The following is an 18,243-nucleotide window of genomic DNA, read 5'->3' as shown; positions in this document are numbered from 1 at the left end:
GGTCGATCGGCGGGCTCGGCGCGCATGTGCTCACCCTCGCCAGCGACACCGGGCTGGTCGATGCGGGCCTCAAGATCCGCACCATGCGCCTGCCCGACACCTTCCAGGACCAGGACAAGCCCGAGAAACAATATGCCGAAGCAGGCCTCGATGCCGATGCCATCGTCGATACCGTGCTCAAGGCACTCCGACACAACTCAGGCGGCGTCGTCGAGGAAGCGCGGGCCTGATCGCGCCGAAATGCGACGAACGGATTGAACTTGGCGGATTTTTCCGTCGAGTTGGGGCCATAACTTAGCAATCGGGTTACCATTCCCGCGCTACAAACCGCCCGTGCACAAAGGCGAGGGCGATGGCGCACGATTATCAATGGCACCGGACGGAGGTCCGCAAGCGGCGGGCGCGGGACTGGAACACTGTTCCCGACCCAGAGGCGCGCCCGCGTGGGCCATGGCTGCGCATCGGGCTTATCGTCGCGCTCGGTGCGACCTCAGGCATGGTGATCGCGCACGGGATCAGCGATGCCGACCGCTCGCGCTACGACCGGCTGATGAGCAGCGTCGACATCGCCCCGCCGGAAGCCCCGAGCCCGCCGCGCGGATGAGACGAGCCGACGCGAGCATGCGCCTTCCCACATTGACCGGCGATTGCCTCGGGCTCACAACCGCGCAGTCATAGCGGCGGCCTGGTGCGTGTCGCGCCGGCCGGGCGCATGGACGATCTAGGAGAACGCGATGCGACTGATCCTGCTCACCCTCGCAGCGGCGATGGCGGCGACGCCCGCACTCGCCGCCGATCCCGTCTCGCTCAAGGCGACGCTCGCGGGCAGCGCTGACACCGACGCCGACGGCACGGGTTCCGCAACCGTGACGGTCGACACCAACAAGAACGAGGTTTGCTACAAGCTCACCGTATCCGGCATCGATCCGGCGACGATGGCGCATATCCACAAGGGCGCCGCGGGTGCTTCCGGCCCGGTGGTGGTGCCGTTCGACCCGCCGACCGGCGGCAGCTCCGAAGGCTGCAAGCCGGTGACCGCAGAGGTTTCCGCCGCGATCGCCGCAAACCCGGGCGACTATTATGTCAACGTCCACAACGCGACCTTCCCGAGGGGCGCGATCCGGGGTCAGCTCGCCAGATAAGAGCTGAACTCGAGCATTGGAAACTGGCCCCGGGAGCGATTCCGGGGTCGGTTTTTTGCCCTTTGCGGGAATCCCTTAGCGGGATTGGCCTGAATGGCGGGCGCGGTGCCCGGATGGTCGAACGGCGATCTGGAGGATCGTCTGTGCAGGACTGCATGAAACGCCGGCTGCTCTACGCGTCGTCGCAAGCCTATGAGCCCGAAACCGCGGAGGAGCGCCGCCGCGTCGGCTGGATCGAGCCGCCGGTCGTGGTGCGCCGCGCCGGCCCCATCGGCCACCGGTCGATCGACCAGGCGCTGGTCGGCCGCGTACCGGACGGCGTGGTGGTGGCATTCCGCGGATCGCTGCCGATCGCGTTCGATGGTGGCCATGATGGCTGGGCGACTCTGCTCGACTGGCTGAACGACGGCCTGGCCGTCTGTGTCGAGACACGAGACTATCCCGGCGGCGTGCATCTGGGCTTTGCCGAATCGATGCGCCGGCTCTGGGCCGATGCCGAGGGATCGCCCGGCGTGCTGAGCCTGGTGCGCGGCCTGCTGGTGCGCAATCTGATGGACGGGCGGGCGCAGCGGCATCTGTTCCTGACCGGGCACAGCAAGGGCGGAGCGCTGGCGAATCTTGCGGCGTGGCGCGCGAGCCAGCTGCCCGAATGGGGCGACATGCCCCTCAGCGTGGCGACGATCGCGGCGGCGCGCGCCGGCAACGGCGCCTTCGCGCGGCACTATGCGGCGACGCGGATCGCTTGCCTGCGCTACGAGGTGCCATCCGATCCCGTGCCGCATCTGCCGCCCGGCCCGGAGACGCCGCGTTGGGTGCGCGCGGTCGCGCGGCAGTTCGGGCCGACGCTGACGGCAAGCGACTATCATCCGGTCGGCCTGCGCGTCAGCGGTGCGCCCGCGCGGGGGTGGCTGAACGCGTGGCTCGGCCATATCGGGCGCCTGGTCTCGTGGCGCGGGCTCGATCTCCGGGCGCTGACCCCAGCGGCGTTGGCAGCGCACGCGATTGGTCCGCGATCAGGCTATGACCAGCTCATCTGCATCGGGGAGACCGCTTGCGGCCACGGTCGTCGCTGAGTCGCGCGCCGTTTAACTTCGCCCTGCAACTGCCTGAAAATGACTGATTTACGCCACGTTTCGTTCATCGGAGCGACAGAAACCGTTGCCCGAAAGCCGCATTATCGGCCTGGGCCGGGCTTATTTGCCCCGTGGTGCAACGGCTCCCGGATTGAGGGGTTGGGACGGACCTCGGCGATGTCGGCATGCGCGAGGCGTCCGGCAGCCGGGGAGTAACAACAAAGGTGTACACCATGCGTAAGCTTTTCATCGTGACCGCCGCGGCGGCCGCATTCGTCGCCGTCCCCGCCTTCGCGCAGGATAATGGACAGGCGGACTCCGCATCGGACGGCGCCCGGTCTTCGCGGATCGAGCCCTATGTCGGCGTGACGGGCGGCTGGGAGCAGTTCGATAACGAGCGCAACGCGGGCATCCCGCAGTCGCCGAACCGCCATGACCGGCTGAACGGCTCGCTCGTCCAGGGCGTCGCGGGCGTCAATCTGAACGTCGTCGGGCCGCTGTTCGTCGGAGCCGAGGGCAATGCCGCCAAGGGCGTCTCGGGCGATATCGACTGGGAATATGGCGCGGCTGGCCGGGTCGGCGTGCGTGCGGGCCAGAATGGCCTGTTCTACGGCAAGGTCGGCTATCAGTGGGTCAATTTCGACAAGTTCGGCGACAACAGCCGCGACTATCACGCGATGACCTATGGCGCGGGCGTCGAGGTCGGCAGCAAGAGCGGCATCCGTGTGCGCGGCGAGGTCAACACCTTCGGCTCCGCACACAGCGTGCGGCCGATGGCGGGGCTCGTGAAGGGCTTCTAAGCTGAGGAGAGGGCGGGTGCGGCGATGGCCGCGCCCGCCCTTTGCATTGGGCTATTTCCCCTCGGCGAGCTGGAACTCGGCCGGCACGGGGATGACCTCATAGACGGTCAGCAGCGCAGATTTGTCGGACGGCGCCAGAGTCAGCCGCCAGCGGAACGGGCCAATGCGCTCCACCACGCCCAGCGCGCTCTGGGCGGGCACGGCGCCGTAAATCGGTGCCCTGGCGTCGCCCAGACCATAGGCGCCGAGAAAGACGAAGCGGTTGCCGTCATCCGGATAGAGCCAGCCCGAAGGCCGTTCGGTGCCGGTCTGCTTGGTGAACGACTGGCCCTCGCTCTCGCCACCGACATAGCAGAAGGTTGCGGGAAAGGTGCGATAGGCGGGCACGCGCCGGCCTTCTCCGCCGAGCTTCACCACACGGCAGCGATAGGACCCGGGCGGCAGCGCGGGATGGGCGAGCGCGCGGCCGGGATCGAGCAACGCGCCTTCCCGCGCCAGCGCGCTCGCGAAGCGCGGCTTGGCTGCGGCGAGCGCGGCCGACCAGAGCGTGGCGAAGGCGCCGAGCCGATCCGCATCCTCGGCAACGATCAGGCGCTGCCATTGCTTGTCGGGCGGCGGGGGCAGCTCGACGATCGCGGTGGGCCTGCGCGCCTGCGTGGACGCGCAACCGCCGAGAGCAGCGGCAAGCAGGAGCAGGAAGAGGCGAGCGTCGCGGCGCATGATTCTTCCCCCGGGATGGACAACCTCCATCTACATGATCGGCGGCGGTTTAAGGAGGGGTGCGTTGCCGTGGTTGACGGAAAATAAGCCGTTATGACTGCAATGCCGAACTCCATTTCGAGAGAAGGTGAACCATGTCCGACACCTACCTTCGCCTGGTACCGTCCGATCCCGATTACCGCCCCACCCAGGATGCGGCGGAGGCAGCGGTCCGGCTGCTGACCGGCTTCTTCCCGCGCTCGAACGGGGTGAGGGCAGAGGCCGAACCGGGTGTGGTGTTCTTCGACGCTGGCGGGAACACCGAGAGCATCGCCTGCCCGGCGTGCGGCGCGGACCTGATGGACTGGTGGGGCGACGCAATGGATTCGGCCCATGCCGGCGGCTTCCGGGACCTTTCCGTCACCACGCCGTGCTGCAAGACGCGGACCTCGCTCAACGACCTTGTCTATGTATGGCCGGCAGCGTTCGGCAGCTTCGCGCTCGAGGTGGCCAACCCCGGGGCGCCGTCGATCGCCGATGCGCAGCGCGGCGCCGTCGAGGAGATGCTCGGATCCCCGGTGAAGGCGGTCTGGCAGCGTCTCTAAGGCCGTCGCTCAACCGGGCTTTTGCCACTCCATGATCAGGAACCAGGGCACGCGGCGATAGCGGGCGATCATCTCGGGCTCGCCGCCATAGGGCGAAGGCTCGGTGAAGTGCCGGAGCAGCAGCCCCTGTTCGAGCAGCAGCGTCATGTAGCTTTCGAGCGGCCGGTGCCAGTTGCGGATGCGGATGCCGCGCCAGGCGACCCAATCGGCCCTTTCCTCGAGATAATGGTCGATCGAGAAGCGGGCGTGGCCCTTCCAGTCGCGCGTCCATCCTTCGCCCTGGCCAGCAGTGTTGAAGCTGGTGAGGTTTGCGATCAGCAGCGACCCGCCGGGCCGTAGCACCCGCGCCATCTCGGCAATGGCGGTGGCGATATCGGGAATGTCGATCAGCGACAGATAGCTGACGACCAGATCGAAGGACTCGTCGGCGAAATCGAGGGTTTCTGCGCGGCCGATGCGATAGTCGCCGCCCCGGTCCTTGCGCCGCGCATGCTCGATCAGCGCCTCGGTGGGGTCGATCCCGATCGTTGAAATGCCGCGTGTACGGAGCATGCGGCAGAAGCGCCCCTCGCCGCAGCCGACATCCAGCGCGGCGGCGAAGCGCCCCGCCTCGACTCGCGCCTGCATCGGCCGGTCGAGCACGCAGGCGCGGCCGAAGTCGCCGGCATCGCCCATGTCGGCAATCCAGGCCGTTGCCGATTCAGTCCACCCGTCAGTCACCATGCCCCCTTGCCGCCCGATCGATCGGGTGCGCCGTCCTAGAACATCGAGGGTCTGGTGCCCAACGCTACCAGCGAGCGCGGCGCGGCACTCTGATTCCGTGCATTCCGCGATACGGCTCACAGGCGATGCCGTCGCTGTCGCCGTCCATTTCTTCGCGATAGCCGGGCCGACCGCGATAGATTGGCGCCACACCGGCGGCGCGCGCTGCGTCGCAGTTCGCGTAATAGACGTCCGACGTGGGGGCGTCCGCCGCGTCTTCCATCGCCGGGTCCGGGGCGGGCGCGGGGAGGTCAGCGAGCGGGACGGAGGGGGCGGCAGCAGCGGAAGGACCAGTGCTGGCGGCAGGCGCGGTCAGGAACAGCACGCCGCCAAAGGTCAGCGCCGAGGCGAGAGCCGTGCCGATCAGGAAGCCGCGATCCATCGTGCGAGAATGCAGCCGGATGGTTGATGAAGGGTGACGCCGCGGCAGCAACCGGCACCGATCCGGAGCAATCGGAGCATGGCACGGGGCGTGCAATCGGCGGGCCGGCCTTCTAAGGCGCCCGCATGGCCGACGTTCGAATCAAGCGCTTGCCGTTCACGTGGAGGCCGGAATCGCTGGTCTGGTCGGGCGACGATCTGGTCGATTGGGTCGCAGGCGGCCGGCGCTGGCTGTCCGATGGCAACCAGGACGGTCCGGCCATGCTTTATGGCTATGTGTTCGATCGGGCGCTCATGTCCTCCTCGGGCCTTTATGCCGCGATCTTCTGCGAGCGGGGGACCAAGGGCCTGATCCTGCGCGAGGGGGAGATTCTGCGCGAGATCGACCGCAGCTACTACCAGGCCGATGCGTTTGCCTATCCGGTCGCGCTGGGTCGCTTGCCGGATGGTCGCGAGGTGATCGCTCATTGCCCGGATCAATATAACGTCATCGAGATCGAGACGCTTGACGACGGCGAACGCCTGACCCGGCGCGAAGGCAAGGCGCAGGACTTTTTCCATTCGCGGTTGAGCTTCAGCCCGGATGGTCGCTTCCTGCTCTCCGCCGGTTGGGTATGGCAGCCCTGGAACGGTTTCTGCCTGTTCGATGTCGAGCGGGCGCTGCGCGATCCGCGCTCGCTCGACCGGATGGAGAGGCCCTTTGGCGACGTCACGGGCTCACCGAACGAGGGCGAAGTCGGTGCTGCGTGCTGGTTGAACTCGTCGCAGCTGCTGGTGACCACCGATCCCGACGGCGAGTATCTCGATGAGCCGGAGCATAAGGGGCCGCCCTGTTCCGGCGTGAGGGATGTCGGCGCGGGTGAGTGGCTTAGCCGGTCGAGCGCGTGGAACACTGGCGCGTCCTTGTCTCCCTGCGCGGGCGGTGTGCTCTATGTCGAGAACGGTCATCCGCACTGGTGGGCACCGGGGCGGGATGCGCCATTGGTGTGGCCCGATATCAGCGTCAGGGCAGCGCCCGGCGCTGCGGAGCGGCGTGGGATCGTCCATGATTGCCCCTTGCTGGCGGCGCATCCAACCAAGCCGCGCTTCGCTGCTGTGACTGACGACGAGATCGTCGTTGTCGACCTGAACTGACGGGTTCAGAGGCGGTCCGCACCGCTCGTCGGACTTTCGTCGCAAGTTATGCCGCGCTGCGGCAAATCCGGGTTACCCTGCTCTCCGATCTTGCGATGGAGGCACCGCATGAAGTCGTTCCAATTCTCCCTGGCACCCGAACAGCTGTGGCAGGCGATCAACCCGATGAGCTTCTACCAGCAGGGCGCGCAGTTCGGCTTCATCAACATCGATCTCGGCGCGACGCCAAGGCCGGATATCGAGCAGGACGTTCTGGACGAAGTCGGCAGCTATGGCCGCCAGCTTGGCCGGATCGGCGATGCGCTGGAGGTGCTGATCCGGCGGGTCGACCCGAAGGGGCTGAGCGCCGAGGAGCAGGACGCGCTCGACATCGTGCAGGGGCAGCTGGCCGAGATCCGCAAGATCAAGCGGCGGGAACGCGCGCAGGACGCGGCCTAGCATCGAAAAAGAGGGGCGGGGACATGAGCGCCGGCATCGAGCAGCTTCGCGACTTCCGCTTTCCCAGCGGGCTGGACTGGGACCTGGCGACGATCACCTGTCGTGCGCCCGAACTCGCCCGCCGCCTCGGCGTCGAGCTCGAGCGATGGGAGGAGGACGGGCTTGGCTGGGCCACCGGCTTCGCTCTCGGACCGGCCGAAACGCCGGTCCTGATCAGGGAACTGGTCGAAGGCCTGAACGGCCATCCCCTTTATGGGACCGTGGTCGCCATCGATGGTGGCGAGGCCGCGGCGATGGGGCACCGCGCCACGCTGGACCGGGTGCTGGCATTGCTGGGCCTCGACGAAGCGGCGGTATCCTGGATGCCGGACGATCTGTCCGAATGGGCGCTGGTGGCGGGCCGGCTCATCGCATTCCGGGTCGCACGGCGGGAGCAAGCGAGCCCAAGGATGCCGGAGGCCCGGTGATCGGCGATCGCTGCGGTTCCGGCCGATTGGACGGTGCCGGCAGCATGATCTCCAGCATGCGTCGCGTCGCGGCGGCGAGGGAATGTGAAGCGTCGTACAATGCACGCACGGCGGGATCGAACGCCGGCAGATCGGCCTTCGCTGCGTCATCGATCGCTGCGAGGAAGCCGGGCGCGTCCCGGGCCAGCCATCCGGCCGACACGACATCGGAGGCATAGCCCGAAAAGGCCTCGACTGTGCCGATGACGCGCTTGCCGAACATCAGCGCCTCGGCGACCTTGGTCTTCATGCCCGACCCGTCGAAGATCGGTGCGACCACGCACTGCGCGCCGAGATACCAGGGGGCGAGATCGTCCACGGCGCCGACGATCCGGATATTGGGAGATGAGCCAAATTCCCGCTGCAGCACTTCCATGCCCTGACCGACGATCATGGTCGGCAGCGGCGACCGGGGCGCCACCGCGCGCGCGAACCACTCGATCCCGCGCCGGTTCGCGTAAAAGGCGCCGCCGACGAACAGCAGATACCGCTCCCGGCATGGCGCAATCGCCGGTCGAGAGGGGAGGGCGTCGTCCAGCGCCATGGGCGACAGATAATCGGCGCCGCGACCGTACAGCCGCCGCAGCGTCTCGCTATCGCGTCTCGACAGGCAGACGATCACGTCGCTGTGGCGCACCGCCTTGCGCTCCGCGGCATAGTTCGCGGCGAGAAGCGCGAGGGAAAGGGCGGTCCGCTTCGCCCGGGCAGCGCCCAGGAAGAAGCGCGCCTCGACATTGTGGAAGAAGGTCACCACCCGGACCTGCGCAAAGGCGCGTTTGATCGGCGCGACCAGATGCCCGAGGCTCGAGCCGTCCACGAACACCTGCCCCGCGGCAACCTCGCCGACGCGGGCGACGACGCGCGCGGTTTCCAGTGGGTCGAGCCCGGGCTGTCCGCGCACCGCGTGGATCAGGCTGGGGTTTGATCGTCTCGCCAGCCGGTGCACCGTCAGGGACTCGTCGAACACGCCCATCAGCGCCCGGGCATTGAGCCGGCACAACAGCTCCCGCCCGCCGGGCGGGGCGTCGGGATCCAGCAGGGTGACCAGGAGGACGCTGGCCGGATCGGGGGCGGGCATTTGCGGGAGGCTGCAACAAACGAGGCCGGGCGACAATCGCCGTTTGCGCCGGGAACGCGGGTAACGGCGCTTAGGTATAACCCCGCCTATCTCCGCATCAGCCGCTCGGTCAGGGTCTCGCTCGCCACGATCGAAAGGGCGAAGCCTTGTTCAAGATCACCATCGACAGGCCGAGACGCCTGATGAGCATCGAGCTTTCCGGCCTGCTGTCGGCCGATGACGTCGGCGACCTGTCGCAACAGCAGCAGGCGATGGTGATGGCGAGAGGCTGGCGGACCGGCAGCTTCCTCCTGCTGGTCGACGCGACCGCCTGCATCATCCAGCCGCAGGACGTCGTGCGGGCGTTCCAGTACATCGTCGACTTTTCGGCGATCAAGGCGGCCCGCATCGCGGTGGTGCGCGGCGATTCGCCCATAGGCACGCAGACCCGGCGGATTCTCCCTTATGACGGCACCCAGATGTTCGGCACCATGGCGGAGGCCGAGGAATGGTTGTTCCAGGATCCGCCATCGACGATCCCGCTGCTGGCCGTCGGGTGACCGGAGCAGGGTATCAGCCCCGCCCGATCACCGTCCGCCGCGCGAGCATCCCCACATCGAATTCGAAGATCAGCTCGATCACCGGCGCGGCGGCGGGGTTCTTCGTAAAGGGCGCGCCGGTGCAGAACAGATTGGGCATGCCGTTGTCGCACCACAGATCGGCGGGCAGGCGCGGCTGGGGACGGCCGTCATATATGACCCGGTCCCTGCCCATGCCGCCACGCAGGGCGGCCACAGTGAAGTCCCGCTTGCCCGCGAGGGTCAGGTCGATGTCGATCTGGAAATGCGCAGGCGATGCCATGGTGCTGGCGCGGTAGGCGCTCATTTCCCCAAGGGTGAGCACGGCGCCGGGCGTTCCGGTCATCGGCTTGATGACGTTCGCATAGAGCCGCACCAAGCGGCCCGTCCGCCCCTCCAGCACCGGGCCCTGCGCGATCGTCTTCGCGGTGAGGAGATAGCGGAAATAGGCGCCGAAATCCTTGCCGGCCCTGGCCGCCTCGGCAGCGAGCCGGACCGGTTCGGCGCCGGTGCAGTTGCGGAAGACCGGGGCGTTGCGGCGTTTCACGAAGACCTGGCCCGACGACCAGGCGGGCACGCCGGCCGATTTCAGCGTTGTGCGGATCAGAATGGCCCCGGGGCGATCCACGACCGAGAGGACCACGCCCGCGCCGAGATCGCCGGCGACGTGCGAGCCGTTCTGCGTGGCGTCGCCCGGCCGTCCGCGGCAAAAGGACAGCGGCTGGCCCGGCAGCATGTTCCAGTTCGCCAGCCCGCCGCCCTGCTCGAGCCCTGAAACGTCGTTCTTCCGGACGGTGAAGACGCCGTTCGCATAGGTGACATTGGTACCGTCGACGCGATTGTAGCGGCTGCCGGTCGGCATGAAGGGGTAGCAATATTGCGCCTGGGCGATCCGGCAATTCTCGAAGATCGTCTCGTCGTTGAAGCCGAGCGCCCCGTAGAAGCCCATTCTGGCGATGTCGCAATTGGAGACATGCAGGCTCTTTCCGCCGATGCCGAGCAAGGCGATCCGGCAGTCTTCGAGGCTGACCTGATCGACGCTCGCGCTTTGCATCCCGATGCCGGCGAGCAGGCGCCCGCCGCGGCGGACGGACCGCTTCACCAGCTTGTCGGGCTCGCTATGCACGCGCTCCACGCAGCGTTCGGCGAGGAACTCCTCGCAGACGCTTTCGGCGAAGCCGGGCGTGTCGCAGTCGCGGAAGGTGACCTTGCGCCCCATCGCCAGAATGTAGTTGCTGTGCGCCGTGCCCGCGTGGCGGCAGGTAAGCCCGAGAAAGCTGTGGTCGATATCCCAGGTGAAGCCGTTGCGATCGAGCTTGTAGACGCGCGATCCGCCCCATTTGTTCTGCGCCGGATAGGAGGCGAAATCCGGCCGGTAATCATGGCTGAGCGGGGCATCGAAGGTCAGCACGCCGGAACGCGGATCGACCGCCCTGATACGGACGAAATCGAAACGGTAGAAATTCGGCGGATAGCCGCCAAACTGGATATCCTCGCCGGCGATCATCACGATCTCGCCGGGGGCGTAGTGGCGCAGGTCCGCCGGGGTTGCCACGACCACCCTTGTGTCGCCCTTCTTCGCCGCGCGGATCATCGGGTTGACGATGTTGCGATAGAGCACCGTGTCGCAGCCGACCGGCCAGGGAAAGCCGGTGGGCGAGGTCTGCAGGAAGGTCGCGCCGTGCGCGTCGAAGACCAGGGTCGAGATGCCCTTGAAGCAGTCCGTGGCGACGGTCTGGTCGAAATGATAGACGCCCGGCGGCACCGTGACATGCACCGCCCGACCCTCCGCCGATTCAGCGCGGGCCCATTTGCCGAACGCATTGAGCGCGGCGGAGGTGGCGGTGGTGCTCGATGCCGGGCCGTTGGCGACCGCGCCGAATTTCAGCAGATCGGTCGGGCGAGCAGGGCTCTGGCGTGCGGGGGTCATGCTTCCCTTTCCGGCGTCGATCCCCCGCGATGGCCGTACGGATCATGGAATGGCTATCGCATGAACGCTCATGCGGCCGGAAGTGGCGGTTTTCGGGCGGTCGGCTGGCGCGTGACGCAGCGCGAGAGCGGATTCAGATTACCTCAAACGCGACATCCACCCTGAACTCTCGCCGCGCATCGGCGAAAACGGCGGAAACTCCCGCGAGGAACGAAACCATGTCGCCCGAGAGGTGCGCAGCGTTTTGGACGATGACCCTGAAGGGCGGCTCCACTTCGTTGATCCCGCCCGACAGGCTGTCATACAGCGCATTCAGATTGTGCCCATGCCAACCCGGCGCATCGAGTTCAGACAGTAACGCGTGGAAGAAATCCTCGGCCGAGTGCCAGGCAGCGCTATCGAGCAGGATTTCCTTCATGGAGCATACACTGCCATTGCATTCGGACGGCCGCAATTGACCGCCCGATAGTCTGGTTGCAACGATGAGAAACAAGCGGGATGTGGAGTTCCGCCGGGAGCCTCAATACCAATTCGGGCGCGACCGTTGAATCGAGGGCGATCGTTGGAAATGTCAGTAGGATCGCTGACATTTTCGCGTTTTGTGCAGTGAGCGGGCTCAACTATTGAATGGGGGGGTGGCTGTTGGAAATGTCAGTAGGGTTGCTGACATTTTCGAAATCTCGCTCGACATGGTATTTATCTATGTTTTTCAATGATATAGGTGAAAATGTCAGGTGGTCGACCATGTCATGAAGGGGGAAATCCGATGAAAAACTGGATCATCGCAATGGCCGCGCTGGCCACCGCTCCGATGGTGCAAGCAGCCGCGGCGCAGGAGGTGCCGGCGGCGATCTTCACCGATCCGGCGCGCGATCCGGCGAACCCTGCGCGGATGGAGGTGCTGCATATCCCGAGCGGTGGCGTGGCGATCAACGGGCTCGCTTATGTCGCGGCGGGGCCAGGGCCGCATCCGGTGGTGCTGCTGTGCCACGGCCTGCCCGGCAACGAGAAGAATCTCGATCTCGCCCAGGCGATGCGGCGCGCCGGCTGGACGGTGATCACCTTCAACTATCGCGGCTCTTGGGGGAGCCCCGGCAGTTATCGCTTCGCCAACGACCTGGCGGATGCCGATGCCGTATTGGCCTGGCTGCGCATACCGGCCAATGCCGCGAGCCTTGGCATCGACCCGAAGCGCATCGCGATGGTCGGGCACAGCCTGGGCGGCTGGGTGACGGCGCTGACCGCAGCGCATGATCCGGCACTGCTCGGCGCCGCGCTGATCTCGCCCGGCAATATCGGCTTCCTCGGCCATATGCCGCGCGACACCGCGGCGGGCTTCTTCACCGCCAACGGCCTGGAGGCGCTGGCCGATACGAGCGGCGCGATCATGGCGGACGAAGCGATCGCCCATGCCGACGCGTTCGATTTCGTGAAGGCCGGACCCCGCCTGATCGGCACCAACCTGTTCGTGCTGACCTCCGACGACGGCCTTGCGCCGGAGGCCGACCGACTGGCCGCCGCGGTGAAGGCGGCTGGGGGCACCAGGCTGACGACCCTGCATGTCGCGACCGACCATAGCTGGTCCGACCGGCGCATCCGGCTGGAGAGCGAGATCATCCGGTGGCTGGCGGGGTTGGGGCAGTGACGTTTGGAAGCCCGGTAAACTATAGTCCAATCATCTGGGCCCGATCGAATCTTGGGGGTGAGAGAATGAACAAGCTGTTCTATTGGTTGACTACGGCACAGGTGCGTTACGCCGCCATGTCTGCGGGAGAGCGATCAGATGCGATGCTCCAGACCGCCATCGATCTCTGCGTAGCGGTTCTGCTGGGTTTCGCCCTGGTGGTTGGGGTAACCCGGGAGCCAGCCGCTTTCCTTTTCTTGATTCCGCTATTCGCCGTGGGACTGTTCTTTCGCGTAAGACAGGCCCGAGAGCGCTGGGGAATTTAGGAGCGCGTCACCCTAGTTCCCGGCGCACTAGGATCAAGCATATGGCGCGTCGATTGCGCGACTTGGTATTTTGGGTCTTGCGGGGCGTTGCATGGACGTTGGTGGTCGCCTTGGCGATCGCTGTGGCGGCGTCAGTGACGTTCATCCCGCTTTCCTATGCGCCGGGCGGAATCCAGACCGATTTCGTGAACGGCCATTGGATCATGGTGGGTGGCGCGTCGCTGTTCGTGGTCGTGATGGTGCGCAGATTGTCCAGGACGGATGGGCTTTCGCTCGTGCCACGGGATGTCGCGAAGGTCGTTTGGTTCACTACAACCGGCATGATGCTGGCGATCTGGCCGCTTGCCTTCATTGCCTGGGCCAATGGCTATGGAGTCCATGAAGTCCGCAGGCACGATATGATCGTGACCGCCCTCGAGGTCACGCATATTCCGCCCGCCGTCACGCCGATTCAGAGCTTAAAGCTGCGTGAATTGAACTCGGGCTGGACGGCGGACCTACGAGTGACCGAGGCGCGGGAGGCGTTTGCGAAGGTGGGGAATTGCGTGCGGATCGATGTGCGCCAAGGCCGTATCGGGCTCGACTGGATCAGCGACGCGCGGCCTATTCCCTGCGACTGCGATGACGGCGCTAAAGGGTAGCTTTGCTGATCCATGGTTCGTGAGGTGGTGCTAATTGTTAAACTGTAACTGTAACTTAAGTAAACTGGCGCCGTATCTCACCGTAATTCTTTAAAATTAAAACGGAACATCGCCCTCATCAAGCGCTTGCAGTATATTATCAAGAGCCTTATCTGCGCCACGAGCCTTGCGGGTCGCAATATTCCGTAGTTTTTGCATCAGTTTCCAGTACGTTGGATAGTCATCCATATTGGTTTTTCGGCTAGAAAGATCGGAATCGTTAAAAGCATCGATACTGTTGCTATTGCTGTCAACGATTGAAATGACCTCAAGGGACTCGCCTTCGTCGTTCTGGCCGAAATCCAATTTAATCTGGTAACCCGGAAGGTTTGTTACAACGGAATTGGACCAGTTGTCCATTGACCACGTGAGGCTATTGCTGATTGTCTTTTCATAAAGCTTCTTAACAAGGGCTTCATATTTTTCTAGCTCGTCCGACATGTTACGAACCTTCTTCGATATGTCTAAGGATGTTGGTCAATATTTCGTAGTTTCTTCGGATGACTGCTTTTATTTTGGATGGGTCGGGAAGAGTTCCCTTGTCTGACAGGGCGGCATCTACCCTATCGCAAAAACTTCCCATTTGCGCTGCCATTTGTCGAAGGGAATTTCTAAGGTTAGTTGGTAGGGTAGATAACCCCACTTCCAATCGGATTATAGCTCTCCGCGCATCCTCATAACTATCGACTGCGTCCTTCCAAGCGCCATTGTTTAGATGGCGCTTGGTCGCATCCAATGCGTAATTTGCTTCAGATATGTCTCTCGACGCATCATGTCGCAAAGATCTGGATTTAAATTCGGCCACGGCGTCTCGCGCGAGATTAGCGGCAGTTCCCGCACGTCTCGCTTGGATGAATGTAAAATACAGACCTATTAGGGTGGCTGCCGTCGAGAGGACGCTGATAACCAAGCTGATTAATGCGACCGCTGGGCCGCTGTTAGAGCTTAGTAGCCATGTCATCGTCCTCGTCCGACGCTCCCCTCACTCCGCCGCCACACCAGCCTGCGAGAACATATCCCCGCCGCCAGTTGCATCCCCGGCATCCTCATTCGCCGCCTTGCCGCCCTTAGCCTTTTGCCGCTTGTCGAAGCCGTCCCAAACCTCGTTCCAGTTCCCGCGCGTCGCGGCCTTGGAATATTCCGTCGCGCGCTGTTCGAAGAAATTGGCGTGCTCCACGCCGTTGAGCAGCGGGGCGAGCCAGGGCAGGGGGTGCTCCTTGATCAGGAACATCGGCTTCAGGCCGAGCTGGCCCAGCCGCCAGTCGGCGATGTAGCGGATATAGCGCTTGATCTCCTCGGCGGTCATGCCGTTGACCGGGCCCATCTCGAAGGCGAGATCGATGAAATTGTCCTCGAGCCCGACGGTGTGGTGGCACATGTCGCGGATGTCGGCCTTGACCGACTTGGTCAGGCAGTCGCGCTCCTTGCAGAAGGCGTGGAACAGCTTGATGATGCCCTCGCAGTGCAGGCTCTCGTCGCGGACGCTCCACGACACGATCTGGCCCATGCCCTTCATCTTGTTGAAGCGCGGGAAGTTCATCAGCATCGCGAAGCTGGCGAAGAGCTGAAGCCCCTCGGTGAAGCCGCCGAACATCGCCAGGGTCTTGGCGATATCCTCGTCGGTGTCGACGCCGAAGCCCTGCAGGTAATCGTGCTTGTCCTTCATCTCGCTATATTCGAGGAAGGCGCCATATTCGCTCTCGGGCATGCCGATGGTGTCGAGCAGATGGCTGTACGCCGCGATGTGCACCGTCTCCATGTTGGAGAAGGCAGCGAGCATCATCTTGATCTCGGTCGGCTTGAAGATGCGGCCATATTTCTCGTGATAGCAATCCTGCACCTCGACATCCGCCTGAGTGAAGAAGCGGAAGATCTGGGTGAGCAGGTTGCGCTCATGGTCGCTGAGCTTCTGCGCCCAGTCGCGGCAATCCTCGCCGAGCGGCACTTCCTCAGGCATCCAGTGGATCTGCTGCTGACGCTTCCAGAAATCGAACGCCCAGGGGTATTCGAACGGCTTGTACTGCTTGCGGGCTTCGAGGAGGGACATGGGCGGATCCTTACAGTTACGCGGTTTTTAGCGGAAGAAATTGAGGTAGAGGAGTCCGGCACCAGCGATGGTGAGGACGATCCCCAGGCGGAAATAATCGGGCGGCGGTTTCACCGTCCTGACGTCGAGCGACCCGTCGGCCAGCCCCGCCTCGTGCGTGCGGGCGCGGCGCTCGCGCAGCTTCGCGCCGAAGACGAGATAATAGACCCCGCAGCCGAGCAGCGCGAGATCGAGCGCGCCCGAGAACCAGTCGCCGGTCGACCAGTGGCTCATGATGCGCCTCCCATTTTGGAGAGGTCCAGGATGAGGAAGAAGGAAAAGAAGGCGATCCAGGCGAGGCCGATGAGCCGAGTAGCGCGTGTCGGCGCTCCGGTAAGACCAGCGTTACCCGTTGTCATTTGAATCCCGAGCAGAATGAAGATCGAGGTGCCCACATGCTCGGTCCAGCCGGGACGTTCGGTTTCCGGTACGAACCAGGTGAGGACCTGCGTACCGACGACGACCGCAAAGAGCAGGCCCAGTGCGTAGTCCAGCGTGCCGATCTTGCCCCGGGTCGGATTCTCTCGGGCAAGCGCGGATTCGATGGAGCGCAACTCTTCGAAATAGCTGTCGTTGCCGCGCGCCAGACGGCGGTGATGGCGGCGTTCCAGCCAATGGCGGTGCAGCGCGCCCAGCGGTTCGGCCAGCTTGCCGATGATCATCATCAGCGCAAAGACGCCGCCGCCGCACGCCACGGCGATGGCAAGGAAGGTCGGCGTGCTCACGATCCCGCCCCCCATGAATCCAGCGCCCAGGCGAAGCGCCCCAGCAGCAGCGCCAGCGCGATCAGCATGGTGCCGGCGATGCGGCGGCCATAAACCGCGCCCTCGCTGCGTGCCGGCCGCGTGAACACGACCAGTCCGCCGATGCCGGCGGCCGCGGCGACCGCGGTCATGATGAGCGGCGCGCGGGTCATCCGCGCTGCCGGTTCGTATAGACCGTCTTCGATCCGCGGTGCGACCCGACGCCGAGGAAGACGATCCCGATGAAATAGCCGAAATCATACCAGCCGCCATTGTTGGGCACGGCATAGACCGCGACGTCGGGCATGAAGAGCGACAGGATCCACGCGACGGGGAAGATGAAGCCGTGCCACAGGCCGAGCAGGAAGCCGGGCGCGGCGGGCTGCACGGAGGACGCGATCTGATGCGCGCAGGCCGACAGGCTCGCGGCGAGCGCCAGCGCAGCGAGGAGGCGTAGATAGGGGATATGGGCGCGGCTCATGCGAAGGTCCGCAGATAGAGCGAATAGGCAAACAGGCCGACGCCGACGACGAACAACACCAGCGCCGCGATCTTCGCCTGTTCGGGCGGAATGCGCTGGCCGAGCGAATCCTTCTTCGCCTCGCGGCTGGAGATCAGCGTCACCAGCACGCCGAGGAACACGCAGAAACAGGCGATCGTCACCAACATGGCTGAGCCTCCCGGAATCGCGCCTTCGGGCTTGCATCGAATCGGCTTCGGGCGCGTTGTGAGCCCGCATCCGTAACGAAGGAGATATGCTCATGGCCGACGCAAGCGCAATCAAGGAACATATGGAAGTCATCGGCGCGGACGGCGTCCATGTCGGCACGGTCGACCATGTCCAGGAAGGCCGCATCAAGCTGACCAAGGCCGACAGCGGCACCGGCAGCCATGAAGGGCACCATCATTTCATCCCGCTCGGCCTGGTGGCCGATGTCGAGGGCGATCAGGTGCGGCTGTCGGCGAACGCCGACGTCGCCGTGACGTTCGAGGAAGAGGCGTAGGGTCATCGCGCCACCTTTCCCTCTCCCAGCGGGAGAGGGAGGGGCCCGCTCAGCGAAGCTGAGTGGGAGGGTGAGGGCGACTGGGTACGCATCGCTTGCGGCTCAATCTCACCCTTCCGCCCCTTCGGGGCTCCCTCCCCCTCCTGCAAGGAGAGGGAGATTTGGGCGATGATGCCGCTTGTATTTGCCAGCACATCGTTGTTCCAGAAGCGCAGGACCGTATAGCCCTCGCCTTCGAGGAAGCGCGTTCGCGCCGCATCATAGGTCGCGGCCTCGCTGTGCTGGCCGCCATCGACTTCGACGATCAGCTTCAGGCCGAAGCTCAGGAAATCAGCGAAATACGGGCCGAGCGGGACCTGATAGCGGAATTTCGCTGTCGGGAAGGCTTCGCGTAACGCGCGGCGCAGGCGTTTTTCGGCCTCCGTCGCGTTCTTGCGTAATTCCCTGGCGCGGTCGACGCTGCCTGAGGGGAGGGTGCGGTAGTTGCGCATCACCCTCACCCTCCCACGCGGCTGCGCCGCGCGGGCCAGCACTGGGTGAACAGCGCCCCGCGCTGTTCAGGCCATGCCGGGGGCATGGCCGACCCAATGCTCCTCTCCCGCTGGGAGAGGGGTTTTAAGTGTGCGTTCCCAATCCCTCTCCCCGCGGGAGAGGGAAGGAGCGCCGAAGGCGCGG

27 protein-coding genes and 1 pseudogene are annotated in these 18,243 nt (G+C 64.8%); 14 read left to right on the top strand and 14 right to left on the bottom strand.

Features of this window, described 5'->3' with window-relative positions:
• From WC729_RS12890 to WC729_RS12870, 5 genes and pseudogenes are all read left to right on the top strand, one after another.
• Positions 1-230, top strand: a pseudogene (locus WC729_RS12890) (1-deoxy-D-xylulose-5-phosphate synthase); the annotation flags it as partial.
• Positions 231-352: 122 nt separating this feature from the next.
• Positions 353-604, top strand: a complete 252-nt coding sequence (locus WC729_RS12885; protein WP_372853274.1) for a hypothetical protein — start codon at positions 353-355, stop codon at positions 602-604.
• 130 nt (positions 605-734) lie between these two features.
• On the top strand, positions 735-1,142 hold the full coding sequence (locus WC729_RS12880; RefSeq protein WP_372853272.1) for a CHRD domain-containing protein: 408 nt from the start codon (positions 735-737) through the stop codon (positions 1,140-1,142).
• A 155-nt stretch (positions 1,143-1,297) separates the two neighbouring features.
• Positions 1,298-2,215 (top strand): hypothetical protein, encoded by a 918-nt coding sequence (locus WC729_RS12875; RefSeq protein ID WP_372853270.1) that lies wholly within the window; start codon positions 1,298-1,300, stop codon positions 2,213-2,215.
• 233 nt (positions 2,216-2,448) lie between these two features.
• Positions 2,449-3,015, top strand: a complete 567-nt coding sequence (locus WC729_RS12870; protein WP_372853268.1) for an opacity protein — start codon at positions 2,449-2,451, stop codon at positions 3,013-3,015.
• A gap of 51 nt (positions 3,016-3,066) precedes the next feature.
• Here WC729_RS12870 and WC729_RS12865 read toward each other — a convergent pair whose 3' ends face one another.
• Positions 3,067-3,735, bottom strand: coding sequence for a DUF4893 domain-containing protein (locus tag WC729_RS12865; protein WP_372853266.1), 669 nt, complete (start codon positions 3,733-3,735; stop codon positions 3,067-3,069).
• 134 nt (positions 3,736-3,869) lie between these two features.
• On the opposite strand from WC729_RS12865, the gene WC729_RS12860 reads away from it, so the two are divergent.
• Complete coding sequence (locus WC729_RS12860) at positions 3,870-4,319, top strand: hypothetical protein (protein WP_372853264.1); 450 nt, start codon at positions 3,870-3,872, stop codon at positions 4,317-4,319.
• A gap of 9 nt (positions 4,320-4,328) precedes the next feature.
• Here WC729_RS12860 and WC729_RS12855 read toward each other — a convergent pair whose 3' ends face one another.
• Both WC729_RS12855 and WC729_RS12850 read right to left on the bottom strand, forming a co-directional pair.
• Positions 4,329-5,039: a methyltransferase domain-containing protein gene (locus WC729_RS12855; RefSeq protein WP_372853262.1), complete on the bottom strand. Its 711-nt coding sequence runs from the start codon at positions 5,037-5,039 to the stop codon at positions 4,329-4,331.
• Between the two features lie 67 nt (positions 5,040-5,106).
• Positions 5,107-5,463 carry an excalibur calcium-binding domain-containing protein gene (locus WC729_RS12850; protein WP_372853260.1) on the bottom strand — a complete coding sequence of 119 codons (357 nt, stop codon included), beginning with the start codon at positions 5,461-5,463 and terminating at the stop codon, positions 5,107-5,109.
• Between the two features lie 125 nt (positions 5,464-5,588).
• Between WC729_RS12850 and WC729_RS12845 the strand changes: the two genes are divergently transcribed.
• From WC729_RS12845 to WC729_RS12835, 3 genes are all read left to right on the top strand, one after another.
• The gene (locus WC729_RS12845) at positions 5,589-6,596 is read left to right on the top strand and encodes a hypothetical protein (protein WP_372853258.1); all 1,008 of its coding nucleotides are present in this window, start codon (positions 5,589-5,591) and stop codon (positions 6,594-6,596) included.
• Positions 6,597-6,704: 108 nt separating this feature from the next.
• Positions 6,705-7,034, top strand: a complete 330-nt coding sequence (locus WC729_RS12840; protein WP_372853256.1) for a hypothetical protein — start codon at positions 6,705-6,707, stop codon at positions 7,032-7,034.
• A gap of 23 nt (positions 7,035-7,057) precedes the next feature.
• Complete coding sequence (locus WC729_RS12835) at positions 7,058-7,501, top strand: hypothetical protein (protein WP_372853254.1); 444 nt, start codon at positions 7,058-7,060, stop codon at positions 7,499-7,501.
• Here WC729_RS12835 and WC729_RS12830 read toward each other — a convergent pair.
• On the bottom strand, positions 7,440-8,618 hold the full coding sequence (locus WC729_RS12830; RefSeq protein WP_372853252.1) for a glycosyltransferase: 1,179 nt from the start codon (positions 8,616-8,618) through the stop codon (positions 7,440-7,442). The genes WC729_RS12835 and WC729_RS12830 overlap by 62 nt on opposite strands.
• A gap of 182 nt (positions 8,619-8,800) precedes the next feature.
• Between WC729_RS12830 and WC729_RS12825 the strand changes: the two genes are divergently transcribed.
• Positions 8,801-9,157 (top strand): hypothetical protein, encoded by a 357-nt coding sequence (locus WC729_RS12825; protein WP_372853250.1) that lies wholly within the window; start codon positions 8,801-8,803, stop codon positions 9,155-9,157.
• A 13-nt stretch (positions 9,158-9,170) separates the two neighbouring features.
• Here WC729_RS12825 and WC729_RS12820 read toward each other — a convergent pair whose 3' ends face one another.
• Both WC729_RS12820 and WC729_RS12815 read right to left on the bottom strand, forming a co-directional pair.
• Complete coding sequence (locus WC729_RS12820; protein WP_372853248.1) at positions 9,171-11,105, bottom strand: hypothetical protein; 1,935 nt, start codon at positions 11,103-11,105, stop codon at positions 9,171-9,173.
• 133 nt (positions 11,106-11,238) lie between these two features.
• A complete protein-coding gene (locus WC729_RS12815; protein ID WP_372853246.1) occupies positions 11,239-11,523 on the bottom strand; it encodes a barstar family protein in 285 nt (94 codons plus the stop codon).
• Between the two features lie 348 nt (positions 11,524-11,871).
• Here WC729_RS12815 and WC729_RS12810 point away from each other — a divergent pair, with 348 nt between their 5' ends.
• From WC729_RS12810 to WC729_RS12800, 3 genes are all read left to right on the top strand, one after another.
• Complete coding sequence (locus WC729_RS12810; RefSeq protein ID WP_372853244.1) at positions 11,872-12,750, top strand: alpha/beta hydrolase family protein; 879 nt, start codon at positions 11,872-11,874, stop codon at positions 12,748-12,750.
• Between the two features lie 65 nt (positions 12,751-12,815).
• Positions 12,816-13,055 (top strand): hypothetical protein, encoded by a 240-nt coding sequence (locus WC729_RS12805; protein WP_372853242.1) that lies wholly within the window; start codon positions 12,816-12,818, stop codon positions 13,053-13,055.
• 41 nt (positions 13,056-13,096) lie between these two features.
• The gene (locus WC729_RS12800; RefSeq protein ID WP_372853240.1) at positions 13,097-13,696 is read left to right on the top strand and encodes a hypothetical protein; all 600 of its coding nucleotides are present in this window, start codon (positions 13,097-13,099) and stop codon (positions 13,694-13,696) included.
• Between the two features lie 96 nt (positions 13,697-13,792).
• Here the strand turns inward: WC729_RS12800 and WC729_RS12795 are convergent, their stop codons facing one another.
• The 7 genes from WC729_RS12795 to WC729_RS12765 form a co-directional block, all read right to left on the bottom strand.
• Entirely contained in the window at positions 13,793-14,176 is a 384-nt protein-coding gene (locus WC729_RS12795) for a hypothetical protein (RefSeq protein ID WP_372853238.1), read from the bottom strand.
• A gap of 541 nt (positions 14,177-14,717) precedes the next feature.
• A complete protein-coding gene (locus WC729_RS12790) occupies positions 14,718-15,782 on the bottom strand; it encodes a ribonucleotide-diphosphate reductase subunit beta (RefSeq protein WP_372853236.1) in 1,065 nt (354 codons plus the stop codon).
• 27 nt (positions 15,783-15,809) lie between these two features.
• The gene (locus tag WC729_RS12785; protein ID WP_372853234.1) at positions 15,810-16,055 is read right to left on the bottom strand and encodes a hypothetical protein; all 246 of its coding nucleotides are present in this window, start codon (positions 16,053-16,055) and stop codon (positions 15,810-15,812) included.
• Positions 16,052-16,546 (bottom strand): hypothetical protein, encoded by a 495-nt coding sequence (locus WC729_RS12780; protein ID WP_372853232.1) that lies wholly within the window; start codon positions 16,544-16,546, stop codon positions 16,052-16,054. The genes WC729_RS12785 and WC729_RS12780 overlap by 4 nt, the downstream gene beginning before the upstream one ends.
• Entirely contained in the window at positions 16,543-16,737 is a 195-nt protein-coding gene (locus WC729_RS12775; protein ID WP_372853230.1) for a hypothetical protein, read from the bottom strand. The genes WC729_RS12780 and WC729_RS12775 overlap by 4 nt, the downstream gene beginning before the upstream one ends.
• Complete coding sequence (locus tag WC729_RS12770; protein WP_372853228.1) at positions 16,734-17,045, bottom strand: hypothetical protein; 312 nt, start codon at positions 17,043-17,045, stop codon at positions 16,734-16,736. The genes WC729_RS12775 and WC729_RS12770 overlap by 4 nt, the downstream gene beginning before the upstream one ends.
• Positions 17,042-17,233: a hypothetical protein gene (locus WC729_RS12765; RefSeq protein WP_372853226.1), complete on the bottom strand. Its 192-nt coding sequence runs from the start codon at positions 17,231-17,233 to the stop codon at positions 17,042-17,044. Before WC729_RS12765 ends, WC729_RS12770 begins: the two co-directional genes overlap by 4 nt.
• Before the next feature lie 92 nt (positions 17,234-17,325).
• Between WC729_RS12765 and WC729_RS12760 the strand changes: the two genes are divergently transcribed.
• Entirely contained in the window at positions 17,326-17,568 is a 243-nt protein-coding gene (locus WC729_RS12760) for a DUF2171 domain-containing protein (protein ID WP_372853225.1), read from the top strand.
• 2 nt (positions 17,569-17,570) lie between these two features.
• Here the strand turns inward: WC729_RS12760 and WC729_RS12755 are convergent, their stop codons facing one another.
• Entirely contained in the window at positions 17,571-18,059 is a 489-nt protein-coding gene (locus WC729_RS12755; RefSeq protein WP_372853223.1) for an endonuclease domain-containing protein, read from the bottom strand.
• Positions 18,060-18,243: the final 184 nt, after the last annotated feature.

The organism is Sphingomonas sp., from assembly GCF_041661825.1.
Taxonomy (GTDB): Bacteria; Pseudomonadota; Alphaproteobacteria; order Sphingomonadales; family Sphingomonadaceae; genus Sphingomonas.
The sequence above is the reverse complement of the archived record's forward strand: the minus strand, read 5'-3'. Positions and strand labels throughout refer to the sequence as shown.

Excerpts from the sequence above, each read along its gene's own strand:
- WC729_RS12825 (WP_372853250.1), top strand. The coding sequence starts at position 8,801 with ATGAGCATCGAGCTTTCCGGCCTGCTGTCGGCCGATGACGTCGGCGAC.
- WC729_RS12845 (WP_372853258.1), top strand. The coding sequence starts at position 5,589 with ATGGCCGACGTTCGAATCAAGCGCTTGCCGTTCACGTGGAGGCCGGAA.
- WC729_RS12765 (WP_372853226.1), bottom strand. The coding sequence starts at position 17,233 with ATGTTGGTGACGATCGCCTGTTTCTGCGTGTTCCTCGGCGTGCTGGTG.
- WC729_RS12820 (WP_372853248.1), bottom strand. The coding sequence starts at position 11,105 with ATGACCCCCGCACGCCAGAGCCCTGCTCGCCCGACCGATCTGCTGAAA.
- WC729_RS12805 (WP_372853242.1), top strand. The coding sequence starts at position 12,816 with ATGAACAAGCTGTTCTATTGGTTGACTACGGCACAGGTGCGTTACGCC.
- WC729_RS12870 (WP_372853268.1), top strand. The coding sequence starts at position 2,449 with ATGCGTAAGCTTTTCATCGTGACCGCCGCGGCGGCCGCATTCGTCGCC.
- WC729_RS12775 (WP_372853230.1), bottom strand. The coding sequence starts at position 16,737 with ATGACCCGCGCGCCGCTCATCATGACCGCGGTCGCCGCGGCCGCCGGC.
- WC729_RS12760 (WP_372853225.1), top strand. The coding sequence starts at position 17,326 with ATGGCCGACGCAAGCGCAATCAAGGAACATATGGAAGTCATCGGCGCG.
- WC729_RS12875 (WP_372853270.1), top strand. The coding sequence starts at position 1,298 with ATGAAACGCCGGCTGCTCTACGCGTCGTCGCAAGCCTATGAGCCCGAA.
- WC729_RS12795 (WP_372853238.1), bottom strand. The coding sequence starts at position 14,176 with ATGTCGGACGAGCTAGAAAAATATGAAGCCCTTGTTAAGAAGCTTTAT.
- WC729_RS12885 (WP_372853274.1), top strand. The coding sequence starts at position 353 with ATGGCGCACGATTATCAATGGCACCGGACGGAGGTCCGCAAGCGGCGG.
- WC729_RS12830 (WP_372853252.1), bottom strand. The coding sequence starts at position 8,618 with ATGCCCGCCCCCGATCCGGCCAGCGTCCTCCTGGTCACCCTGCTGGAT.
- WC729_RS12800 (WP_372853240.1), top strand. The coding sequence starts at position 13,097 with ATGGCGCGTCGATTGCGCGACTTGGTATTTTGGGTCTTGCGGGGCGTT.
- WC729_RS12850 (WP_372853260.1), bottom strand. The coding sequence starts at position 5,463 with ATGGATCGCGGCTTCCTGATCGGCACGGCTCTCGCCTCGGCGCTGACC.
- WC729_RS12790 (WP_372853236.1), bottom strand. The coding sequence starts at position 15,782 with ATGTCCCTCCTCGAAGCCCGCAAGCAGTACAAGCCGTTCGAATACCCC.
- WC729_RS12880 (WP_372853272.1), top strand. The coding sequence starts at position 735 with ATGCGACTGATCCTGCTCACCCTCGCAGCGGCGATGGCGGCGACGCCC.
- WC729_RS12755 (WP_372853223.1), bottom strand. The coding sequence starts at position 18,059 with ATGCGCAACTACCGCACCCTCCCCTCAGGCAGCGTCGACCGCGCCAGG.
- WC729_RS12785 (WP_372853234.1), bottom strand. The coding sequence starts at position 16,055 with ATGAGCCACTGGTCGACCGGCGACTGGTTCTCGGGCGCGCTCGATCTC.
- WC729_RS12810 (WP_372853244.1), top strand. The coding sequence starts at position 11,872 with ATGAAAAACTGGATCATCGCAATGGCCGCGCTGGCCACCGCTCCGATG.
- WC729_RS12865 (WP_372853266.1), bottom strand. The coding sequence starts at position 3,735 with ATGCGCCGCGACGCTCGCCTCTTCCTGCTCCTGCTTGCCGCTGCTCTC.
- WC729_RS12815 (WP_372853246.1), bottom strand. The coding sequence starts at position 11,523 with ATGAAGGAAATCCTGCTCGATAGCGCTGCCTGGCACTCGGCCGAGGAT.
- WC729_RS12860 (WP_372853264.1), top strand. The coding sequence starts at position 3,870 with ATGTCCGACACCTACCTTCGCCTGGTACCGTCCGATCCCGATTACCGC.
- WC729_RS12835 (WP_372853254.1), top strand. The coding sequence starts at position 7,058 with ATGAGCGCCGGCATCGAGCAGCTTCGCGACTTCCGCTTTCCCAGCGGG.
- WC729_RS12770 (WP_372853228.1), bottom strand. The coding sequence starts at position 17,045 with ATGAGCCGCGCCCATATCCCCTATCTACGCCTCCTCGCTGCGCTGGCG.
- WC729_RS12840 (WP_372853256.1), top strand. The coding sequence starts at position 6,705 with ATGAAGTCGTTCCAATTCTCCCTGGCACCCGAACAGCTGTGGCAGGCG.